Below are 20,271 nucleotides of genomic sequence, written 5' to 3'. Positions count from 1 at the left end.
TCCTTCTCTTTATGGCCGCATCGCCACGCCGGCCAATTCACTCAACTTCAGAAGCTTTCCTTCAGCCACTGGCCCATCCGGGCGATGCGGCTGTTATTACCCCCAAGCGACATGAGCAGGCCGCTCTGTGACGCATGTGTTTCCATGTCCGCGACCTGCGGATAGATCATCAGTCCGACCGCCGTCGAAAACGCCGGTCCCTTGGCTGCCGTCGGCAGACCCGAGACGCCCATCGGACGGCCGATGCGGACATTGCGCGCCAGGATGCGCCGCGCCACTTCCGCAAGACCGGTCAACTGGCTTGCGCCGCCCGTCAGCACGACACGCTTTCCGACGATCGGGCTGAAGCCAGAGCGCTGGATCCGGTCGCGGATCAATTCCATCGTTTCCTCGATGCGTGCACCGACGATGCGCGAAACGAGCGCGCGCGGCACCTGCGTCGGCTGATCGCGCTCGTCTTCCCCGATCGGCGGGATCGAGATGAGCTCGCGCTCGTCGGAGGAGTTCGAGAATGCCGAAGCGTGAACCACTTTGAGGCGCTCCGCGTCCTCGATGCGGGTCGAAAGGCCTCTCGCCAGATCGGTCGTGACGTGAAGGCCCCCAAGACCGACGGCATCCGTGTGGACGAGCTTGCCTTCGGCAAAGACCGAGATCGTCGTCGCGCCGCCGCCCATGTCGATCGCGCAGCAGCCGAGCTCGACTTCGTCGTCGACGAGAGCGGCCAGCCCGGAGGCGTACGGTGTCGCAACGATGCCCTCGACGGAGAGATGCGCGCGATTGACGCTGAGCTCGAGGTTCTTCAATGCGGCACGTTCGGCGGTCACGACATGCATGTCGACGCCAAGCACATCGCCGTACATCGCCAGCGGGTCGCGGATACCGCGTTCGCCATCGAGCGAGAAGCCGGTTGCGAGAGAGTGCAGCACGGCGCGATCCTGGCGCAGCGACTGCTGGCAGGCGGCTGCAAGCACCTTCTTGAGATCGTTGAGTTCGACTTCCTGGCCGCCGAGATCAATCGTCGCCGTGTAGATGTCGCTGCCGAGACGGCCAGCCGTCAGATTGACAATCAGGCTTTCGACGGTAAGGCCCGCCATACGCTCGGCCGCATCGACGGCAAGTCGGATGACGCCTTCGAGCGCATCGAGATCGGCGATGACACCGGTCTTGATGCCGCGGGAGCGCTGGTGGCCGATGCCGATGATTTCGATGTCGTGCGTGCGGCCCGGAAGAATCTCGCTCTCTTCGCGAGGCGTCAGGCGGCCGATCATGCAAACGACCTTGGTCGATCCGATGTCGAGCACCGAAACGATATGCGACCGCTTCGACGACAGCGGCTTCAGGCGCGGCAATCCGAAATGGGACGAACCGAACAAGCTCATATATTCTGCCCCGCCTTCTTCAAATCCTTTGTCCGCAGATCGAGAACGACCTGCCGGCGCGCCATGGCCTCCGGGGTCAGTTGGATCGCGGTCCTGTCCACCAGCCTGAGATCGACCGCTGCGATGTCCCGCGCCAGAAGATCCTGTTCCTTGTTGAATTTCGACAGCCTGGCGAGCGCCTGATCGACATCGTCTGACGGCAGCTTCACCACCACGCCGTTATCCATGTGCAGATCCCAGCGTCGGCCGGATACCCAGACGTAAGCCTTCACGCGCGACGTGATGTCCGGCCACTTCGAAAACTCGCCTTCGAGCGAAGCCGCAGCACTTTCTGCATCTCGGCCGACAACGAGCGGCAACGTCGAAAACTTGTTGTCGCGAAGCGGCGCAATGACGCTGCCATTTCTTTCGATCAGCGAAAGCTCCTGCCCATGCTGCCAGATCGCATAGGCCTGGCGCTCCTTGAGCTTGACCTCGATCGTCTTCGGATAAATCTTTCTGACCTCGACGCTTTCGACCCACGGAAGCTTGACGATCTTCCGGCGCGCAGCATCGACATCGAGCGCGACCAGCGACGTCGTTCCGTCGAGACCAAGGAGTTCAAAGATTTCGATTTCGGAGGTTTCGGAATTGCCGGAAACCTTCACATCTTCGATGGCGAAGCCGGCAGCCGTCGTCGCCGCTTGCGCGACCGTTTCCGTATGGCCGCCGAGCGACATGCCGTAGAGACCGGTCGCCGCGAAGAATGCGAGGGCAGAAATTGTCCCGGTATGCGCAGGGATGTGGATACGGCCAGTTCCGAGACTGACGAGGAAGCGCACCGCGCGGCGCAGCGGACGCGGGAGAACCATCCGCCCATCGCCTTCAGCAAGAGCGATGCTCGGTTGACGGCTTGGGCGCCCTATCCTTTTCACCGTCAACGAGAACAAGAGGCGTCCTCCACCATCCAACGCAAGAATTCACCAAAGGAATAACCGGCATGGCCGGCCATTTCGGGCACAAGGGAGGTTGGCGTCATGCCCGGCTGGGTATTCACTTCCAGCCAGATAACTTCACCATCTTCGGAGAACCGGTCGTCGTAACGGAAGTCAGACCGACTGACCCCACGACAACCAATTGCTTGATGCGCCCTTAACGCCAATGATTGTATTTTTTGGTAAATATTCGGTGAAATTTTCGCCGGGATGACGTGTTTTGAGCCGCCCGCAGCATACTTGGCATCATAGTCATAGAAGTTGTGACCCTGCGGCACCACTTCGGTCACACCGAGAGCCTTGTCGCCCATGACACCGCATGTCAGTTCGCGGCCATAGACATACCGCTCGACGATGACCTCTTCACCATAGCGCCACTCCGGCGAACTGATGATCTGCGGCGGATGAGCCTGATCCTCCTGAACGATCACGACACCGAAGCTGGAGCCCTCCCGGACAGGCTTCACGACATAGGGCGGTTTCATTGGATGCTCGGCCGGAAAGGCGAAACGATTGATGACTTCCGATTGCGCCACAGGGACGCCGGCCGCTGCCGCAACCCCCTTGGCCTTGCCCTTGTCCATCGCAAGCGCAGAGGCAAGAACGCCGGAATGCGTGTAGGGAATTTCGAGATATTCGAGGATGCCCTGGATCGTGCCGTCCTCGCCGAAGGGGCCATGCAGCGCATTGAAGGCGACATCGGGACGAAGCGCCGCCAGCTTCGCGGAAATATCGCGATCGACATCGATCCGCGTAACCTGGAAGCCCTCGCCTTCGAGAGCATCCGCGCAAGCCGTTCCCGAAGACAGGCTCACCGGCCGCTCCGAGGAAAATCCGCCCATCAGGACAGCGACATGCTTGCGACTCATACGTACCCCCAAAATAAACCTCAGCCTGATTTTCGAGGCTTGCACCAAGCTTGCCCGCGAATCCGCTTCGCCTCAGACATGGGAGCGATATGACAACATTATGGTTAATGAAGTGTTTACTTTTATTAACCGGTGCCCACCCGAGACGTTTCCACCCCTCAGCAACCTCACTCAGCCTGCATGTTTCCGACTCGAAATCAGCGCGTTGCGGGAGCATGCTGAAGTTCGCTCACAGCATGAAAAAACCCGCATAGATGACCTATGCGGGTTCGCCCCGACAGACAGCGAAAGCCGTCCTCAGTCGTCCTTGTCTAGCAGTTTCCAGACAAGCCCGCCAAGCGCAGCGCCGGCGATCGGCGCCAGCCAGAAGAGCCAAAGCTGCTGCAGCGCCCAACCGCCGACAAAGAGAGCCTGGCCTGTCGAGCGAGCGGGATTGACGGATGTGTTCGTCACCGGGATCGAGATCAGGTGGATCAGCGTCAGCGCCAGGCCGATCGCAAGCGGGGCAAAGCCAGTTGGTGCCCTGCCATGTGTGGAGCCCAAAATGACGATCAGGAAGAACAGCGTGAGGGCGACTTCGATGACCAATGCCGAAGTCAGCGAATAGCCGCCGGGAGAATGCTCTCCATAGCCGTTGGAGGCAAAACCTCCCAGTTCAAAGCCGGCCTTGCCGCTTGCAACGATATAGAGGAGCGCGGCGGCTACAATGGCACCGATCACCTGCACGACGATATAGGGAATGAGGCGTCCCACCGGGAATCGGCCGGCGACCGCAAGGCCGACGGAAACGGCCGGATTGAAATGGCCTCCCGAAACGCCGCCCACGGCGTAAGCCATCGTCAGCACGGTCAGGCCAAATGCCAGTGAAACACCGGCAAAGCCGATTCCAAGGTCCGGAAAGGCTGCAGCAAGAACGGCACTTCCGCATCCGCCAAAGACCAGCAAGAACGTCCCCAAAAACTCTGCAACAAGGTTTTTCTGCATATTTTCTTCCTTCGATCTCAATCAGAGAGCGAACAAGGAAGTCGCTTAAAAGTGATTCCCGTCAATCCCATCAATTTCAGGTAGCGCTTCCCAAGCAGCTGATCATGGCACGCGAGAAGAAATCATCGGGTGCGGCTGCATCGAATTTCATCACTTTCTTGCCCATTCGGCGTTTGCGCGGAATTCAAATTGCGTTAAGAGCCCTTCGACCCTTTCCAAGGGCGCTCTTTATGAATCCCGAATGGAATAAAAATGTCTGACGCGATATCTCCCGTATCGCCGACCTCCGCTTCATCGAACAGTGCGCAAGTCAATTCACCGGCGCGCGTTCTGATCGCGAGCCTTGTCGGCACCACGATCGAATTCTTTGATTTTTATGTCTATGCGACGGCAGCCGTCCTGGTCTTTCCGACGCTGTTCTTCCCGAACAACGATCCGACCACCGCCCTCCTCGCTTCCTTTGCCACCTTCTCGATCGCCTTCTTCGCCCGTCCGCTCGGCGCCGTTGTCTTCGGTCATTTCGGCGACAGGATCGGCCGCAAGACCACGCTGGTCGCCGCTCTCCTGACCATGGGTATTTCTACGGTCGTTATCGGCCTGCTGCCTTCCTACGGGTCGATCGGCGTCGTTGCGCCGCTGCTGCTCGCATTGTGCCGATTCGGCCAGGGCTTCGGCCTCGGTGGCGAATGGGGTGGCGCTGTTCTCCTCGCAACCGAGAATGCGCCGGAAGGCAAGCGCAGCTGGTACGGCATGTTCCCGCAGCTCGGCGCACCCGTCGGCCTCTTCCTCTCCTCAGGCGTCTTCTGGCTGTTGCTGCAGGTCATCTCGCAGGAGGCGCTTTTGAGCTGGGGCTGGCGCGTTCCATTCATCGCCTCGATCGTCCTGATCGTCATCGGCCTGTGGGTTCGTCTTTCGATCACTGAAACGCCGGCCTTCCAGAAGGCAATTGACAAGCATGAGCGCGTTGCCGTGCCGGTTGCGGAACTGTTCCGCAAGCATAAGCGAAGCTTGTTCCTCGGCACCTTCGTGGCGCTCGCAACCTTCGTGCTCTTCTACATCGGCTCGGCCTATCTGCTGTCCTACAACGTCAAGGTTCTGAAAATTCCCTTCCTGGACGCGCTGGAAATCCAGATTGTCGGCTCGATCGCCTTCGGCATCTTCATCCCGGTCGCCGGCAGGCTCGCTGAAAAATTCGGACGCCGCGAAGTGCTGATCCTTACCACCGTCCTGATCGGCATCTTCTCGTTCTTCCTGCCCGGCCTGATGACCGGCGGCGAAGGCAGCATCGTCGTCTTCGCGATTGTGGCCATGGCACTCATGGGCATGACATACGGCCTGATCGGCACGGCGCTGGCGGCCCCCTTCCCGACCGCAGTGCGCTACACCGGCTCGTCGATCACCTTCAATCTTGCCGGCATCTTCGGCGCTTCGCTGGCCCCCTATATCGCCACCTGGCTGCAGACGAACTACGGCATGCTTTATGTCGGCTATTATCTCGGCCTTGCTTCCGTGATCACGCTGATCTCGATCCTCGCATCCGGCCGCGAAGAAGTCTGATCGAGACTTGCCTCCAGATCAATCAAAGGCCGCGGCGGTTTCCCGTCGCGGCCTTTTTCGTTACTGCCAATCAACTGGCCGTTCTGGATAGATAAAAATGGCTATTCGCTGGTCACACCCTGGAACGGGCGCACCTCGCGGCCCGGCATGAAGACGCCGAGACGCTTGATTTCCCATTCGAGCTTGATGCCGGAATTTTCGAAGACTTCACGGCGAACTTGCTCTCCGAGATATTCGAGATCGTAGCCGGTCGCCTGCCCCATATTGATCATGAAATTGCAATGAAGCGACGACATCTGCGCGCCGCCGATGACGAGACCCCGGCAGCCCGCTTCGTCGATCAGCTTCCAGGCCGAATGACCTTCGGGATTCTTGAAGGTCGAACCGCCGGTCTTCTCGCGGATCGGCTGCACCGTCTCGCGGTGATTGCGCACCGCATCCATGTCGGCACGGATCTTCGCCCGCTCCTCCCGATAGCCCTCGAAAAGCACGGAGGTGAAGATGAGGTCAGGTGAGGCCGTGGAATGACGGTAGGAATATCCCATGTCTGGGTTCGACAGCACGAGCTTGTTGCCCTTGCGGTCGATGGCATTGACCTCGACCAAACGATCGCGGGTCTCGCTGCCATTGGCGCCGGCGTTCATGCGCGCCGCGCCGCCGATGCTGCCCGGGATGCCATAGAAGAAATGGAGGCCGCCGATGCCGTTGTCCATCGCCATCGCGGCCACATGCTTGTCCGGGCAGATCGCACCGGCGAGAATGCGGTTGTCGCCCGCAAGCTCGACCGAACCGAAGCCCTTGGCAGAAAGGCGCAAGACGACGCCCGGAATGCCGCCATCGCGCACGAGAATGTTCGAACCGACGCCCACGACCGTCAGCGGCACCTCTTCCGGCAGGATTTTCAGGAATGCGATAAGGTCCGCCTCGTCGTGCGGCTGGAACATCAGCTCGGCAAGACCGCCAGCATGGAACCAGGTGACACGGTCCATGGGGGCATCCGGCGTGATACGGCCGCGGATATCTTTCACACCTTCTCCGAGAGACTCGAGAAGCTTTTCCCCATTCACCTGTTTCATGCAGACTTTCCCGAAAGACCTTCCAGTTGCTTGGGCAGCGCGACTGCCCAGTAAGTTATATTCCCAGCCCCTAAGAGAACCACAAAATCGCCGGGCTTTGCAATCTCCGCGACCATTTCAGGCAAAAGCTCCTGGTTAGCAAGGAAGCGCGCGTCGCGATGGCCACCCGCTTTGATGCGGGAAACGAGTGCCTCGGAATCCACGCCTTCGATCGGATCTTCGCCCGCGGCATAGACCGGAGCAAGGAAAATGCTGTCGGCATCGTTGAAACAGGCGGCAAACTCTTCGAACAGGCTGGAAAGGCGCGTGTAGCGATGCGGCTGATGAACAGTGATGACGCGGCCCTTGCAGGCTTCGCGCGCGGCCTTCAGCACGGCCTTGATCTCGACCGGATGATGGCCGTAGTCATCAAAGATCTGCACGCCGTTCCATTCGCCGGTCAGCGTAAAGCGGCGCTTGACGCCGCCGAAGGATGCGAGGCCCTTTGCGATGTCGGCGCTTGAAATGCCGAGGCGGTTGGCGACCGCAATCGCTGCGGTCGCATTCGAAATGTTATGTCGGCCGGGCATCGGCATTACGAGATTGTCGAGCCTGATGACCTGTCCCGTGCGGCGGCGGCGGATTTCGACGTCGAAGATCGACCGTGCACCGTCGATGCGAACATTCATGAAGCGCACGTCGGCCTGCGGATTTTCACCATAGGTAATGACCTTACGGTCTTCGATGCGGCCGACGAGAGCCTGGACCTCTGGATGATCGAGGCACATGACGCCGAAGCCGTAGAAGGGCACGTTCTCGACGAACTGCCGGAAGGCGGCGCGCACGGCGTCGAAATTGCCGTAGTGGTCGAGATGTTCCGGATCGATGTTGGTCACCACCGCGACGTCAGCCGGCAGCTTCAGAAATGTGCCGTCCGACTCGTCGGCCTCGACCACCATCCACTCGCCCTCGCCCATGCGTGCATTCGTGCCGTAGGCGTTGATGATGCCGCCGTTGATGACGGTCGGATCGAGCCCGCCTGCTTCGAGCAGCGTGGCGACGAGCGATGTCGTCGTCGTCTTTCCATGCGTGCCACCGATGGCGATTGCATTGCGGAAGCGCATCAGTTCGGCGAGCATTTCGGCACGGCGCACGACCGGCAGCAGCTTCTCGCGCGCGGCGATAAGCTCCGGATTGTCCTTCTTGATGGCGGTCGAGACGACCACAACTTCAGCATCACCCAGGTTTTCCGCCTTGTGACCGACGAAAACTTCGATGCCCTTGTCACGCAGGCGCTGCACGTTGGCGCTGTCGGCCTGATCCGATCCCTGCACGCGGTGGCCGAGATTATGCAGCACCTCGGCGATACCGCTCATGCCGATCCCGCCGATGCCAATGAAATGGACAAGGCCGATCGCCTTCGGCATTTTCATGACTGTATCCCCTTGAACTCTGCAATTGTACGTCCGGCGGCAATAGCCTCAACCATGCCTGCAAGCAAGTTCGCAGCGTCCGGTTTCCCGGCCTGCTTTGCGGCTGCCGCCATCCGGGCGAGCTTTTCCGGGTCGTTCATCACATGAGTCAGGATCGAAGCGATCTTCTCCGACGAGAGCTCCGATTGTGCGATGACCTTCGCGCCACCGGTCGCGGCAAGGGCTGCGGCGTTCGCCGCCTGATCGTGATCAAGTGCATGCGGATAAGGCACAAGCACGGCCGGACGGCCAATGACCGAAATTTCCGAAACGGTCGAGGCGCCCGAGCGGCAGATCACCAGATGCGCATTTGCAAGGCGCTCCGCCATATCTGTGAAGAACGGCGCGATATCCGCCCCCATTTCAAGCCTGGCCACACAGCCGCTCACCATTTCCATGTCTTCGGGGCGCACCTGCTGGGTAATGCGCAACCGCGAACGCAAGTCGTCGTCAAGCAGGCTGATCGCCGTCGGCATCGTCTTGGAGAAATATTGCGCGCCCTGGCTGCCGCCGAAGACGACGAGATTGAAGGGTTCTCCGGCATGGGAAGGCTTGTACGGCACCTTCGCCGCTTCGATGATCGCCGGACGCACCGGATTGCCGGTGGTCACGGTCTTCTCGGAATAAGCACCGCCATTCTCCGCCAGGAAACCGCCGGCAATCGCCTGCACGCGTTGCGCCAGCGCCTTATTAGCGCGGCCCATCACGGCGTTCTGTTCGTGGATCATCGACGGCACGCCGAGGCGCGTGGCAGCAAGCAGCGGCGGCACGGTCGGATAGCCGCCGAAACCGACGACGACCGCAGGCTTCAGCCGCTGGATCAGTTTCTTGGCGGCACGCATTCCCGTCCACAGCGTCCACAGCGAACGCGCGACTGCGACCGGGTTCTTCGAGCCGATCGTCGCCGACGGCACGACGTGGATTTCATCCGCGGGGAATTTGCCGGCAAAGCGCTCGGCACGGCTGTCCGTCACGAGATGCACGGAATAACCGCGCGCCTTCAGCTCGTATGCCAAAGCCTCTGCTGGAAACACGTGGCCGCCGGTGCCCCCGGCGGCGAGCAGGATGATACCTTTGCTCATCGGTAGGTTCGCCTTTCAACCAGGGAGCCGCCCCTCATCCGGCTGCCGGCACCTTCTCCCCGCTTTGACGGCGAGAAGAACGCATGCCGCAACTTCTTAGTACCCCTCGTCGTCTCATGGGGCACGTCCCCTCTCCCGGCAAACGGGTAGAGGGCAAGGGTTGGGGGCAATTTAGGCGGCACGGGCATAGTTTACTCCGCCGGCAATCCGTGCGGCACGCGGAAGAGGCTCCGCTCCTGTGCACGTTTTTCCGGACGATGGCGCGTCAGCGCGAGAATAAAACCGGCGGTCACGCAGATCGCGACCATGGACGAACCGCCGTAGGAAATCAGCGGCAGCGTCATGCCTTTTGCCGGAAGCAGCTCGAGATTGACGCCGATATTGATGATCGACTGGATGCCCATCTGGAGCACGAGCCCCGCGACGGCAAACCGGTTGAAGTCGTTCTTCTCCTTATATGCGTGCGATAGCCCCCTCAAAACAAGAACCGTGAAGAGCAAAACGAGCGCGATGCAGAAGATGATGCCGAATTCCTCGGCGGCGACCGAGAAGATGAAGTCGGTATGCGCGTCCGGGATGATGCGCTTGACGATGCCCTCGCCCGGTCCTTTGCCAAACCAGTCGCCGCGGATGATGGCCTCGCGCGCAGTGTCGATCTGGAACGTGTCGCCCTCGCCGGTCATGAATTTGTCTATGCGCCCCGCCACGTGCGGGAAGACGTAGTAGGCGCCGAGCAGCCCGCCCACACCGCCGGCGCCGAGCAGGATGATCCAAATCCAGGGCATGCCCGCCATGAAGAACATGCCACCCCACACGGCCGTCGTCAGGATCGTCTGGCCAAGGTCAGGCTGGGCGACGAGCAGCGCCGCGACCATCCCGAAGAGGATGATCGCAAAGAGGTTGCCCGGGATTTCCGGCTGACGCGCATGCTCTGCAAAGAGCCAAGCACAGACGACGACGAAGGCGGGCTTCATGAATTCCGACGGCTGGACCGAGATGCCAGCAAGCGTCACCCAGCGCCTTGAGCCTTTGACCTCGATACCGAAGAAAAGTGCCAGAACCATCATGGCGAGCGAGATGACAAGCAGTAGGATGGCGGTCCGTCGCACCTGCCGCGGCGTCAGAAAGGAAAGCCCGATCATGACGGCGATCGAGGGTATCATGAAAGCCGCGTGGCGCTTCACAAAATGGAACGGCTCTAGCCCGATGCGCTCGGCAACCGCGGGCGAGGCCGCAAAGGAGAGCATGAAGCCGACGCCCATCAGGAAGATGAACATCGCCAGAAAAAAGCGGTCGATGGTCCAAAACCAATCGGCCAAAGGCCCACGTTCCGCACGGCTCACCATGTCATTTATCTCCTGTTGCCGAACCGACCAGCATAGTCACTCCGTCGAGCGCTGCCACATGGCTGACAAATGCATCGCCCCTGACTTCGAAGTTCTTGTACTGGTCGAAGCTTGCGCAAGCCGGGGATAACATCACCGCGGATGGACCAGTGTCATCTTTTTCCGCATCGGCCGCGGCATGGGCAACCGCGCGTTCCAGCGTACCCGAAATCTCGTAGGGCACCGCCTCGCCGAGCGTCGCGGCAAATTCCGCCGCCGCTTCGCCGATCAGATAGGCCTTGGCGATGCGCGGGAAGAACGGTGCAAGCGTCGTGATGCCCCCCGCCTTCGGCAGACCACCGGCGATCCAGTAGATGCGATCGTAGCTGGAAAGCGCGGGCGCTGCGGCGTCTGCGTTAGTCGCCTTCGAATCGTTGACGAAGACGATATTGCCGCGTGTCCCGACCGGCTGCATGCGGTGTTTGAGGCCGGGGAAGGAGGCAAGCCCGGTGCGAATCTCTTCGGCCGAAACGCCGACGGCAAGGCAGGCGGCGACCGCCGCAGCGGCATTCTGCGCGTTGTGGCCGCCACGTAGCGTCTGGATGCCGTCGAGATCGGCAAGCGGCAAAGCCGCAGCGGAAGAAGCCTGTATGAGCTTCGTACCCTCGGCATAGATCCCATCGGCCAGCGGATGGCGGCGCGAAATGCGGACCACCTTCGTTCCTGCCCGCTCGACGCGATCAGCGATCATTTCGCAATGACTGTCATCGACGCCAACGATAGCGGTGCCGCTGCCGGCAACCAGGCGCTCCTTGATGCCGGCATAGTGCTGTATCGTGCCGTGACGATCGAGATGATCAGGCGTCAGGTTGAGCAGGATGCCCGCAGAGGGATTGAGCGTCGGCGCGAGGTCAATCTGGTAGGAGGAGCACTCGACGACATAGTAGCGTTCCGCCTTCGGCGGATCGAGCGTCAGCACGGCCGTTCCGATGTTGCCGCCAAGCTGCGTGTCGCGGCCGCTGGATTTCAGGATATGGGCAATCAGCGCAGTCGTCGTCGACTTGCCGTTCGTGCCTGTAATGGCGATGAAGGGGCAATCCGGCGCATGCGCCCGGCGCTCGCGCACGAAAAGTTCGACATCGCCAACGATATCGACACCGGCGGCGCGGGCGAGATCGACCGTCCAATGCGGTTTCGGATGCGTGAGCGGCACACCCGGCGACAGAACGAAGAGCGACTGAACGCTCCAATCGATGCTTCGCAGGTCCGCGGTATGGATTCCCTCGGCGGCCGCCTTCGTGACACTGTCCGGATTGTCGTCCCAGGCCGTGACATGGGCGCCGCCCAGAATGAGCGCGCGGGCCGTTGCAAATCCGGACCCGCCAAGCCCGAAAAGCGCGACCTTTTTTCCTGCAAGCGTCGTGACAGGAATCATGTCTGCCTCACCGCAGCTTGAGGGTGGAAAGGCCGAGCATCGCAAGGCCGACGGCGATGATCCAGAAGCGGATCACCACTTGGCTTTCGGTCCAGCCCTTCTTCTCGAAATGGTGATGGATCGGCGCCATCAAGAAGACGCGGCGCCCGGTCATCTTGAAGAAGCCGACCTGGATGATGACCGAGAGCGTTTCTGCAACAAACAGACCGCCGATGATCGCCATGACGATCTCGTGCTTGGTCGCGACCGCGACGGTGCCGATCGTGCCGCCGAGCGCCAGCGAGCCCGTATCGCCCATGAAGATTGCGGCGGGCGGCGCGTTGAACCAGAGGAAGCCGAGGCCCGCGCCGATGACTGCGCCGAGAACGACGGCGAGTTCGCCCGTGCCGGGCACGAAGTTGATCTGCAGGTAGTTCGCAAAGACCGCATTACCGGCAAGATAGGCGATGATACCGAAGGAGGCGGCGGCAATCATCACCGGAACGATCGCAAGACCATCGAGACCGTCCGTCAGGTTGACGGCGTTGCCCGCCGAAACGATGACGAAGCCACCGAAGGCCACGAACACGATGCCGAGATTGATCAGGAAATCCTTGAAGAAGGGGAATGCGACCGAGGAGCCGAAGGTCGAGCCTGCCGTACCGGAGGCAAGCGCGGTGCGCATCATGAAATAGACGGCGATGCCGGCAATCACGAACTCTATGCCGAGACGCGCTTTGCCCGAGAACCCCTTATCGCTCTGCTTCGTGACCTTGAGATAGTCGTCGTAAAAGCCGATCGCGCCGAAGCCGAGGGTGACGAGCAGCGTCGCGACCACATAGACGTTGGAAAGGTCGGCCCACAGAAGCGAGGCGCCGACGATGCCTGCCAGGATCATCAGCCCGCCCATGGTCGGCGTGCCGGCCTTCTTGAAATGCGTCTGCGGCCCGTCGGCGCGGATCGGCTGGCCCTTTCCCTGGCGGATTCGGAGCGAGTTGATGATCATCGGCCCGAAGAGGAAGACGATCAGTGCGGACGTGAAGAGAGAGGCGCCTGTACGGAAGGTAATGTATCTGAACAAGTTCAGAAATTTCAGTTGGTCCGACAGTTCGACTAGCCAAATCAGCATTCGAGGCCCCTTGTTTACCCGGTCAAAGTTCGCGTTGCGTGTCTACAAATGGCGCAAACCTGTCAAGGATCGCGGCGACAATCTTGCCGAAGCCTATCCCCAAAGACGATTTCACCATCAACACGTCGCCAGGCGCGACCGAGTTCAATACATATTCCGTGAGTTCTTCTGTCTTCTCGCGGTATTCGACCTCCACGCTGTCGGGAAGCGATTCCTTCAGCGCCAGCATGTCCTTGCCCGCAAGCCAGACATGTTCGATGCCGGCCGCAAGCAGCGGCCCGGAAAGGTCAGAATGGACCTTTTGCGCGTATTCGCCCATTTCCAGCATGTCACCGAGCACGGCGATGCGGCGCCCGCGGCCTGCCGGACCGGCTGTGGCAAGCAGCGCGATTGCCGCGCGCATCGAGGCGGGGTTGGCGTTGTAGCTTTCGTCGATCAGCGTGAAGCTGCCGCTTCCGATCGACAACTTGTGGCGGCGGCCCCTGCCCTTTTCGGGCTGCAGGGTGGCCAGCGCGGCGATCGCCTTGTCGAGGTCCGCGTTGACGAGCGTGACGATGCCGAGAGCGGCCAGCGCATTTTCCGCAATATGCCGTCCGGGCGCGCCGATCGCCACTTCGAACGTGTCGCCGTCGATCGTCAGCCAAAGCGCCGAGCTTTCATCCGAACCGTTGAATTCAGCAAGGCGGAACTCGGCCTTCGCGTGCTGGCCGAAGGAATGGATATTCTCGATGCCGAGCGACTGCGCCGTCCGTTCGAGAAAATTGAACTGGTCGCTGTCGCGGTTGAGCACGACATGCCCGCCGTGCACCAAGCCTTCGAAAACCTCCGCCTTCGCCGCGGCGATTTCCTTGATGCTTTTGAAATTGCCGAGATGCGCGGGAGCGATCGTCGTGACGACGGCGACATGCGGCCGGATCATCTTCACCAGCGGCCGGATTTCGCCCGGGTGGTTCATGCCGACTTCGAAGACGCCGAAGTGCGTGTCAAGCGGCATGCGTGCCAGTGTCAGCGGCACGCCCCAATGGTTGTTGAAGGAGGCGACGGAAGCGTGCACCTTACCGGACGGCGAAAGCACGTGGCGAAGCATCTCCTTGGTCGTCGTCTTGCCGACAGAACCCGTCACCGCAATGATCTGCGCCCTGGAGCGCTGACGCGACGCGACGGCAAGCCGACCGAGCGCTGCGAGCACGTCATCGACGACGATCATCGGAACAGTCAAGCGGCCAAGCCCCGGAAGGCGGGCTTCGCTGACGACGAGAAGTGCAGCACCGTTCGCCATCGCCATCGAGGCGAAGTCATGGCCGTCGACCCTGTCGCCCTTGATGGCGAAGAAGGCTTCGCCGGTACCGATCGAGCGGCTGTCTATGGAAATGCCGGTGATGCCTTCAGGAAGCGTGCCGAACGGGCGGCCCGCCATGGCGGCAATCATATCATCGGTGGTCCAAAGCCAGTTCACGATTTCAGCTCCTCCAAAGCTTCGCGGACTTCGGCGTGGTCCGAGAACGGCAGCGTCACACTCCCGATGGTCTGCCCTTCTTCGTGCCCCTTGCCTGCAACGATGAGTGTGTCGCCGGATTTCAGCATGCCGACGGCCTCGTAGATCGCTTCCGAACGGTCGCCGATTTCGGTGGCGCATGGCGCCGCAGCCATGATCTCGGCTCGGATCGAGGCCGGCTCCTCGGAACGCGGATTGTCGTCCGTGACGATCACCACATCGGCCAGGCGGCAGGCGATCTCGCCCATGATCGGACGCTTGCCCCGGTCGCGGTCGCCGCCGCAGCCGAAGACAAGGATCACGCGCCCGGTCGTAAAGGGACGCACGGAATTGAGTACATTTTCCAGCGCATCCGGCTTGTGGGCGTAATCGACATAAGCAAGCGCGCCATCCTTCGTATGGCCGACGAGTTCGAGACGCCCCGAGGCGCCCTGCAGCTTTTCAAGCGCGGCCATCGCGATCTTGGCCGGAACGCCGGTGGACATGGCAAGCGCCGCGGCAACCAGCCCATTGGCGACCTGAAAATCGCCGGCGAGCGGAATATCGACTTCGAAAATCTCGTCACCGCAATGAACTTCGGCGATCTGCTTGTGACGGAAGTGCTCGACCCGCTTCAGCGCCAGATAATCGCCTTTGCGGCCGACGGTGCGGACATCGTGGCCTGCATCCTTCGCCGCCTTGATCGCCTGCACGGACCAGGCATCGTCGGCGAAGATGACGGCAGGCGAACCCTTCGGCAGCAACGTATCGAAAAGCCGCATCTTGGCGGCCATGTAGCTTTCAACGGTCGGATGATAATCCATGTGATCGCGGCCGAGATTGGTGAAGGCGGCAGCCGAGAGCTTCACGCCATCCAGACGGCACTGGTCGAGACCGTGACTCGATGCCTCCATCGAAGCGTGCGTCACGCCCTCGTCAGCGAGATCGGCCAGCAGCTTGTGCAGCGAAACCGGATCGGGCGTCGTCAGCGAGCCGTATTCGTTGCGCATCGGCGAAACGACGCCAGTCGTGCCGATCATGGCCGCCGGATGTCCGGCATAGGCCCAGATCTGGCGCGTGAAGGAAGCGACGGAGGTCTTGCCCGCCGTGCCGGTTACGGCAACCATCGTCTGGGGTTGCCTGCCGTAGAAATGCGATGCGGCGACGGAGAGAAAGCGGCGCGGTTCCTTGACCGCCAGGACAGGAATGGGAGCCTCGACGGCTTGAGCCGACACGGCAAGGGCCGCGCCATGTTTGGCGGCATCGGCGATATAGACCGCGCCGTCCGCCTTCGAGCCGGCCACCGCAATGAACGCCATTCCGGCTTCGATCTTGCGGCTATCGGCTGAAAGCCCGGAAATCTCCAGCCCGCCCACCGGCCCTTCGAGTTGCTCCTTGATTTCCGGAAATGCGCTTCCGGCTATGTCCCGCAGTTTCATCGAATGTCTTTTCTCTCTCACGCCGCCCACCCCACGCGAATCGGCGCTGATATTCATTCACACTCAATAAGACACCAGCAAGGCCGATCCGTCTTGGCCAAATTGCGGTTCGATACCGAGGATGGGTGCGGCACGGCGGATGATGTTCTTGACCATTGGCGCAGCCGTGTAGGCAGCGATGTTCTGGCCCTTTTCGCCGTTATGTGGCTCGTCGCAGAAAGTCAGCACGACATATTGTGGATTATCGATCGGGAACGCCGCGATGAAGGCGTTGAAATTCAAATCATTCGCGTAGCGGCCGTTGACGACCTTGTCGGCCGTGCCCGTCTTGCCGCCAACGTTGAAGCCCGGCACGTCGGCGTTGCGTCCCGAACCTTTGAGGCCGTTCAGCTTGAACAGGTAGCGGATTTCGTCGCTGGTGCTCTTCTTGACGACGACCTCGGCCGTCTCATCTGCCTGGTCACGGGTGCGCGGCAGGAAGGTCGGCTCGATGAGCTTGCCGCCATTGACGAGGGCTGCGCCGGCAACGGCCGTCTGCAGCGGTGTCGTCGAGACGCCATGGCCGAAAGAGATCGTGATCGAGTTGATCTTCTTCCAAACCCTCGGCTGGCTCGGCATCTTCACTTCGGGCAGTTCCGTCCGCATCTTCGTCAGCAGCCCAAAGCGCGTCAGATAGTCCTTCTGCAGGTCCATGCCGACGATATCGATCATCTTCGCCGTGCCGATGTTCGACGAATATTCAAAGATTTCCGGCACGGTCAGCCAGCGGCGCTGACCGTGGAAATCGTTGATCGTAAAGCCGCCGATGCGGATCGGGCGGCTCGCATCGAAGCTGTCGTTAATGCTGACCTTGCCGCTGTCGAGCGCCATGGCCGTGCTGAAGGTCTTGAAGGTCGAGCCCATTTCGAACGTGCCGTTCGACATGCGGTTCAGCCAGCCTTCCTTGGCGCCCTCTTCCGGATTGTTGGGGTCGAAGTCCGGCGCTGAGGCCATGCCGAGCACTTCGCCGGTATGAATATCAAGGACGACCGCGCCCGCGCCCTTGGCTTCGTAGTTGGTGACCGCGTTTATCACGACGTCGCGCACGATGTTCTGGACGCGCAGGTCGATCGAGAGCTTGACCGGCTCGAGCGGCTGATCGCTGGTCATTCCTACCGATGCCAGATCGGCAAGGCCCTGGTCGTCGATGTATTTTTCCATGCCCGCGACGCCGCGGTTGTCGATGTTCACGTAACCGAGAATATGCGAGGCCGTCGGACCACCCGGGTAGAAGCGACGCTTTTCCGGACGAAAACCGATACCGGGAATGCCGAGCGCCAGAATCTGGCTCTGCTGCTTCGGGGTCAGCTGGCGGCGAAGCCACGCGAAATGCGAACTCTTGACCGAGAGCTTCTTGTAAGTGCCCTTCACGTCGAGATCGGGCAGAACAGTCGCAAGCTTCTCGATCGCCTCATCGGCATCGACGATCTTGTTCGGTTCGGCAAAAAGGGAAACCGTGCGGATGTCGGTCGCCAGCACTTCGCCGTTGCGATCGAGGATGTCGGGCCGCGACGCCATCAGGCGGTCCGGTGGCAAGATGCTGGAAACGACTTCCGGATCCTTCATCCCATATTCGACGAGGCGGCCACCAATGACGCCGTAAAGCGCGGTGAACCCGAGGATCAGCAGACCGACGCGGCTTTTGGCCTGACCGGACTTCTTTTTGCGCGAACCCTCAAGCGGCAAGCTGCCCGACGGGCCACCGAAGCGGTTATAGACGCCGGAGGAGAAATGCGCCTGGCTCTTCAGGACCATGATGCGAGAGAGAAATGACATGGCTACTCCACAGATCCCGTTGACATCAGATCCTCTTCTTCCGCCCGCGGTGCCGGAGTGGGAACCGGCTGCGCCTTGGCAGCAACGGCCGTACCTGCGCTTGCACCAGGCTTCCGGCCGTTCTTCGCCTCGGTGATTTCCGGAACCGGAACCTGCGATTTCAACATCGGCAATTCGCGCGTATGGACGAGCGCGGTGGAGTCCGTCGGCTGCAACTTCAGTTCGCCATTATAGGTGTTCACCAGACGCTCCAGCCGGTTCGGCTGAGATTGCAGCGCCCAGTCGGCCTTGAGCAGATCGATCGTATCCTTTTCAAGCTTGATCTCGGCTTCGAGGCGATGAACCTCTTCGAGCTTCAGTTCTGCGCGGTGCTTGATTGTATAGGTCACGGTGGCCGCTGCCGTCATGATGCCGATGAGCACAAAGTCGAACGTTCTCAGCATATCAACCTCCAAGCTTTCCGAGGCTGGCAAGACTGGGCAATCCGAAGATCGACATATCCGCAGCTTCGGCCGGCGCATTGGTACGCATGCCGGCCCGCAGCTTGGCGGAACGCGCCCGCGGATTAGCCTCGGCTTCAGCCTTACCTGCAGCAATCATGGATTTACCGATTGGTTCGAAGGTCGCCGCGCGCTCATGGGCGATCGGCAGATGGCGCGAGCCCGAAGCTTTGCCGGCGCGGTCGGAGAAGAATTTCTTGACGATACGGTCTTCCAGCGAATGGAAGGTGACGACCACGAGACGACCGCCGGGCTTCAAGACGCGCTCGGCGGCAAAGAGCGCCTGCCCGAGCTCGCCAAGCTCGTCATTGACGAAGATGCGAAGCGCCTGGAAAACGCGCGTCGCCGGATGAATCTTGTCCTTCATCTTGCGCGGCGTCACGACCTCGATGAGCCCGGCGAGATCACGCGTCGTTTCGAACGGCTTTTCGGTCCGGCTCTTCTCGATGGCATGCGCGATACGCGGCGCCTGATCTTCTTCGCCGAGGAAATGGAAGATTCGGATGAGTTCGGCGACCTTTGCACGATTGACGACGTCGGCGGCAGAAACGCCAGAAGCAGACATGCGCATGTCGAGCGGTCCGCTCTTCTGGAAGGAGAAACCGCGCTCAGCCTCATCGATCTGCATCGAGGAAACACCGATGTCGAGCACGACGCCGTCGAGTCCACTCTCAGGTGCATGATCTGCCAGGCTGGAAAACTGCGAATGCGTGAGCTTGAGGCGGCCGCCATAGGCTGCGACCATGTCCTGGCCGGCCGCAATTGCCGTCGGATCCCGATCCAACGCAATCACATCAGCGCCGGCATCGAGAATGGCCGATGTATAGCCGCCCGCACCAAAGGTCCCATCAAGAATTATTTTGCCGGAAGCCGGCTGAAGTGCCGAAAGCACTTCGGCAAGAAGAACCGGAATGTGGCGAACCGGTCCGCCACCGGCATCAGTTGAACCTCCGCCAGGATTCGCCGCCATTCCGTACCCTCGTTCTATCCGGAGCGCCTGCCCGCCAGCCTGCGCTCCCCTCGTGCCTGTATCTGCGCCGCCTGGAATGCCTGCGGCTGCCACAGCTGAAAATGATCCGCCCGACCGACGAAGGCCACCTCGTCCGAGATGCCGGTAAAGTCGCGGATGAAGTCCGTGACCATCAGCCGCCCCTCGGCGTCGAGCTTCATGAAGACCCCGCCCCCATGGATAAGAAGCGACATCTCGTTCGCATCCGGCGAAAACGGATCTTCCGCAGCGATCTGCCGCTCGAACCTTTCGAGAAGATCCGGGCCGCCGACGCTGATCGCCGGAAACACAAAGTCCTGAAAGCAATAGAGCTCCTGGACGTTGCGCTGCGCCAGAACGGAGCGAAAGGCCGCAGGCACGGAAACCCTGCCCTTGGAATCGATCCGGTTGGTCGCATTCGAAAGGAAGCGGCTCATGACACGAAACATCCGTTCCCGAAAGAGCCCGAGCACAATTCAGATGCCCGAAACCCTCAAATTCAGACACAGCTTCGCCAGCCGGATGAACAAAAATCCATCCGGCGCCTCCGGAAAGGACGACGCCTTGGCTTTGCGATTGATGGGCGTTTGATTGCCCTCGTGCAGTGCATTTATGGGATAGCATGGGACCATATGGGCGTCAATGGGAAACGCCCGTCTCGCGATGAGCGCAGTATCGAAAATTTATAAGCTGTTAAGTTTAACAAAGGGTTAGGATCGACACTTCCGCTCGTCCCAGAAAGCATCGATGAGAAAAAGAAATCGGCACGACGGCCCGTGCGCAATCATGCGCAAAAATCGCGAACAATCAGAGGA

General features: G+C 60.7%; 17 protein-coding genes. 1 reads left to right on the top strand and 16 read right to left on the bottom strand.

What is annotated here, in order from left to right:
• Nucleotides 1–47: 47 nt before the first annotated feature.
• From ftsA to aqpZ, 4 genes are all read right to left on the bottom strand, one after another.
• Nucleotides 48–1,379: a cell division protein FtsA gene (ftsA, locus tag A3C3_RS0109535; protein ID WP_022714376.1), complete on the bottom strand. Its 1,332-nt coding sequence runs from the start codon at nucleotides 1,377–1,379 to the stop codon at nucleotides 48–50.
• Nucleotides 1,376–2,308, bottom strand: coding sequence for a cell division protein FtsQ/DivIB (locus tag A3C3_RS0109530; RefSeq protein WP_022714375.1), 933 nt, complete (start codon nucleotides 2,306–2,308; stop codon nucleotides 1,376–1,378). Before A3C3_RS0109530 ends, ftsA begins: the two co-directional genes overlap by 4 nt.
• Nucleotides 2,296–3,222, bottom strand: coding sequence for a D-alanine--D-alanine ligase (locus A3C3_RS0109525; protein WP_022714374.1), 927 nt, complete (start codon nucleotides 3,220–3,222; stop codon nucleotides 2,296–2,298). The genes A3C3_RS0109530 and A3C3_RS0109525 overlap by 13 nt, the downstream gene beginning before the upstream one ends.
• A gap of 297 nt (nucleotides 3,223–3,519) precedes the next feature.
• A complete protein-coding gene (gene aqpZ, locus A3C3_RS0109520; RefSeq protein WP_022714373.1) occupies nucleotides 3,520–4,206 on the bottom strand; it encodes an aquaporin Z in 687 nt (228 codons plus the stop codon).
• A gap of 252 nt (nucleotides 4,207–4,458) precedes the next feature.
• Between aqpZ and A3C3_RS0109510 the strand changes: the two genes are divergently transcribed.
• The gene (locus A3C3_RS0109510) at nucleotides 4,459–5,763 is read left to right on the top strand and encodes an MFS transporter (RefSeq protein WP_022714371.1); all 1,305 of its coding nucleotides are present in this window, start codon (nucleotides 4,459–4,461) and stop codon (nucleotides 5,761–5,763) included.
• 101 nt (nucleotides 5,764–5,864) lie between these two features.
• On the opposite strand, the gene murB is transcribed toward A3C3_RS0109510, so the two are convergent.
• The 12 genes from murB to mraZ all read right to left on the bottom strand — a co-directional run bounded on the left by murB (nucleotide 5,865) and on the right by mraZ (nucleotide 19,893).
• Nucleotides 5,865–6,839, bottom strand: coding sequence for a UDP-N-acetylmuramate dehydrogenase (murB, locus tag A3C3_RS0109505; protein ID WP_022714370.1), 975 nt, complete (start codon nucleotides 6,837–6,839; stop codon nucleotides 5,865–5,867).
• Nucleotides 6,836–8,251 (bottom strand): UDP-N-acetylmuramate--L-alanine ligase, encoded by a 1,416-nt coding sequence (murC, locus tag A3C3_RS0109500; protein WP_022714369.1) that lies wholly within the window; start codon nucleotides 8,249–8,251, stop codon nucleotides 6,836–6,838. Before murC ends, murB begins: the two co-directional genes overlap by 4 nt.
• Nucleotides 8,248–9,372, bottom strand: coding sequence for an undecaprenyldiphospho-muramoylpentapeptide beta-N-acetylglucosaminyltransferase (gene murG, locus A3C3_RS0109495; protein ID WP_022714368.1), 1,125 nt, complete (start codon nucleotides 9,370–9,372; stop codon nucleotides 8,248–8,250). The genes murC and murG overlap by 4 nt, the downstream gene beginning before the upstream one ends.
• Before the next feature lie 191 nt (nucleotides 9,373–9,563).
• Entirely contained in the window at nucleotides 9,564–10,718 is a 1,155-nt protein-coding gene (gene ftsW / locus A3C3_RS0109490; protein WP_022714367.1) for a putative lipid II flippase FtsW, read from the bottom strand.
• Nucleotide 10,719: 1 nt separating this feature from the next.
• Nucleotides 10,720–12,132 (bottom strand): UDP-N-acetylmuramoyl-L-alanine--D-glutamate ligase, encoded by a 1,413-nt coding sequence (gene murD, locus A3C3_RS0109485; protein ID WP_022714366.1) that lies wholly within the window; start codon nucleotides 12,130–12,132, stop codon nucleotides 10,720–10,722.
• A gap of 7 nt (nucleotides 12,133–12,139) precedes the next feature.
• The gene (gene mraY, locus A3C3_RS0109480; RefSeq protein ID WP_022714365.1) at nucleotides 12,140–13,240 is read right to left on the bottom strand and encodes a phospho-N-acetylmuramoyl-pentapeptide-transferase; all 1,101 of its coding nucleotides are present in this window, start codon (nucleotides 13,238–13,240) and stop codon (nucleotides 12,140–12,142) included.
• A gap of 22 nt (nucleotides 13,241–13,262) precedes the next feature.
• Nucleotides 13,263–14,696, bottom strand: coding sequence for a UDP-N-acetylmuramoylalanyl-D-glutamyl-2,6-diaminopimelate--D-alanyl-D-alanine ligase (locus tag A3C3_RS0109475; RefSeq protein WP_022714364.1), 1,434 nt, complete (start codon nucleotides 14,694–14,696; stop codon nucleotides 13,263–13,265).
• Nucleotides 14,693–16,210 carry a UDP-N-acetylmuramoyl-L-alanyl-D-glutamate--2,6-diaminopimelate ligase gene (locus A3C3_RS0109470; protein ID WP_028739523.1) on the bottom strand — a complete coding sequence of 506 codons (1,518 nt, stop codon included), beginning with the start codon at nucleotides 16,208–16,210 and terminating at the stop codon, nucleotides 14,693–14,695. The genes A3C3_RS0109475 and A3C3_RS0109470 overlap by 4 nt, the downstream gene beginning before the upstream one ends.
• A 6-nt stretch (nucleotides 16,211–16,216) precedes the next feature.
• Entirely contained in the window at nucleotides 16,217–17,968 is a 1,752-nt protein-coding gene (locus tag A3C3_RS0109465) for a peptidoglycan D,D-transpeptidase FtsI family protein (RefSeq protein WP_022714362.1), read from the bottom strand.
• A gap of 2 nt (nucleotides 17,969–17,970) precedes the next feature.
• Nucleotides 17,971–18,411, bottom strand: coding sequence for a cell division protein FtsL (gene ftsL, locus A3C3_RS0109460; protein WP_022714361.1), 441 nt, complete (start codon nucleotides 18,409–18,411; stop codon nucleotides 17,971–17,973).
• A 1-nt stretch (nucleotide 18,412) separates the two neighbouring features.
• A complete protein-coding gene (rsmH, locus tag A3C3_RS0109455; protein ID WP_028739522.1) occupies nucleotides 18,413–19,438 on the bottom strand; it encodes a 16S rRNA (cytosine(1402)-N(4))-methyltransferase RsmH in 1,026 nt (341 codons plus the stop codon).
• 14 nt (nucleotides 19,439–19,452) lie between these two features.
• Nucleotides 19,453–19,893 (bottom strand): division/cell wall cluster transcriptional repressor MraZ, encoded by a 441-nt coding sequence (gene mraZ, locus A3C3_RS0109450; RefSeq protein ID WP_028739521.1) that lies wholly within the window; start codon nucleotides 19,891–19,893, stop codon nucleotides 19,453–19,455.
• Between the last annotated feature and the right edge of the window lie 378 nt (nucleotides 19,894–20,271).

The sequence above is a fragment of the Rhizobium mongolense USDA 1844 genome (genome assembly GCF_000419765.1).
Classification (GTDB): domain Bacteria; phylum Pseudomonadota; class Alphaproteobacteria; order Rhizobiales; family Rhizobiaceae; genus Rhizobium; species Rhizobium mongolense.
This window is presented reverse-complemented; position numbering and strand designations above follow the sequence as displayed.

Bases quoted from the DNA above. Each gene is read 5' to 3' on its own strand.
- ftsA (WP_022714376.1), bottom strand. From the start codon at position 1,379: ATGAGCTTGTTCGGTTCGTCCCATTTCGGATTGCCGCGCCTGAAGCCG.
- A3C3_RS0109525 (WP_022714374.1), bottom strand. From the start codon at position 3,222: ATGAGTCGCAAGCATGTCGCTGTCCTGATGGGCGGATTTTCCTCGGAG.
- aqpZ (WP_022714373.1), bottom strand. From the start codon at position 4,206: ATGCAGAAAAACCTTGTTGCAGAGTTTTTGGGGACGTTCTTGCTGGTC.
- A3C3_RS0109510 (WP_022714371.1), top strand. From the start codon at position 4,459: ATGTCTGACGCGATATCTCCCGTATCGCCGACCTCCGCTTCATCGAAC.
- murB (WP_022714370.1), bottom strand. From the start codon at position 6,839: ATGAAACAGGTGAATGGGGAAAAGCTTCTCGAGTCTCTCGGAGAAGGT.
- murC (WP_022714369.1), bottom strand. From the start codon at position 8,251: ATGAAAATGCCGAAGGCGATCGGCCTTGTCCATTTCATTGGCATCGGC.
- murG (WP_022714368.1), bottom strand. From the start codon at position 9,372: ATGAGCAAAGGTATCATCCTGCTCGCCGCCGGGGGCACCGGCGGCCAC.
- ftsW (WP_022714367.1), bottom strand. From the start codon at position 10,718: ATGGTGAGCCGTGCGGAACGTGGGCCTTTGGCCGATTGGTTTTGGACC.
- murD (WP_022714366.1), bottom strand. From the start codon at position 12,132: ATGATTCCTGTCACGACGCTTGCAGGAAAAAAGGTCGCGCTTTTCGGG.
- mraY (WP_022714365.1), bottom strand. From the start codon at position 13,240: ATGCTGATTTGGCTAGTCGAACTGTCGGACCAACTGAAATTTCTGAAC.
- A3C3_RS0109470 (WP_028739523.1), bottom strand. From the start codon at position 16,210: ATGAATATCAGCGCCGATTCGCGTGGGGTGGGCGGCGTGAGAGAGAAA.
- A3C3_RS0109465 (WP_022714362.1), bottom strand. From the start codon at position 17,968: ATGTCATTTCTCTCTCGCATCATGGTCCTGAAGAGCCAGGCGCATTTC.
- ftsL (WP_022714361.1), bottom strand. From the start codon at position 18,411: ATGCTGAGAACGTTCGACTTTGTGCTCATCGGCATCATGACGGCAGCG.
- rsmH (WP_028739522.1), bottom strand. From the start codon at position 19,438: ATGGCGGCGAATCCTGGCGGAGGTTCAACTGATGCCGGTGGCGGACCG.
- mraZ (WP_028739521.1), bottom strand. From the start codon at position 19,893: ATGAGCCGCTTCCTTTCGAATGCGACCAACCGGATCGATTCCAAGGGC.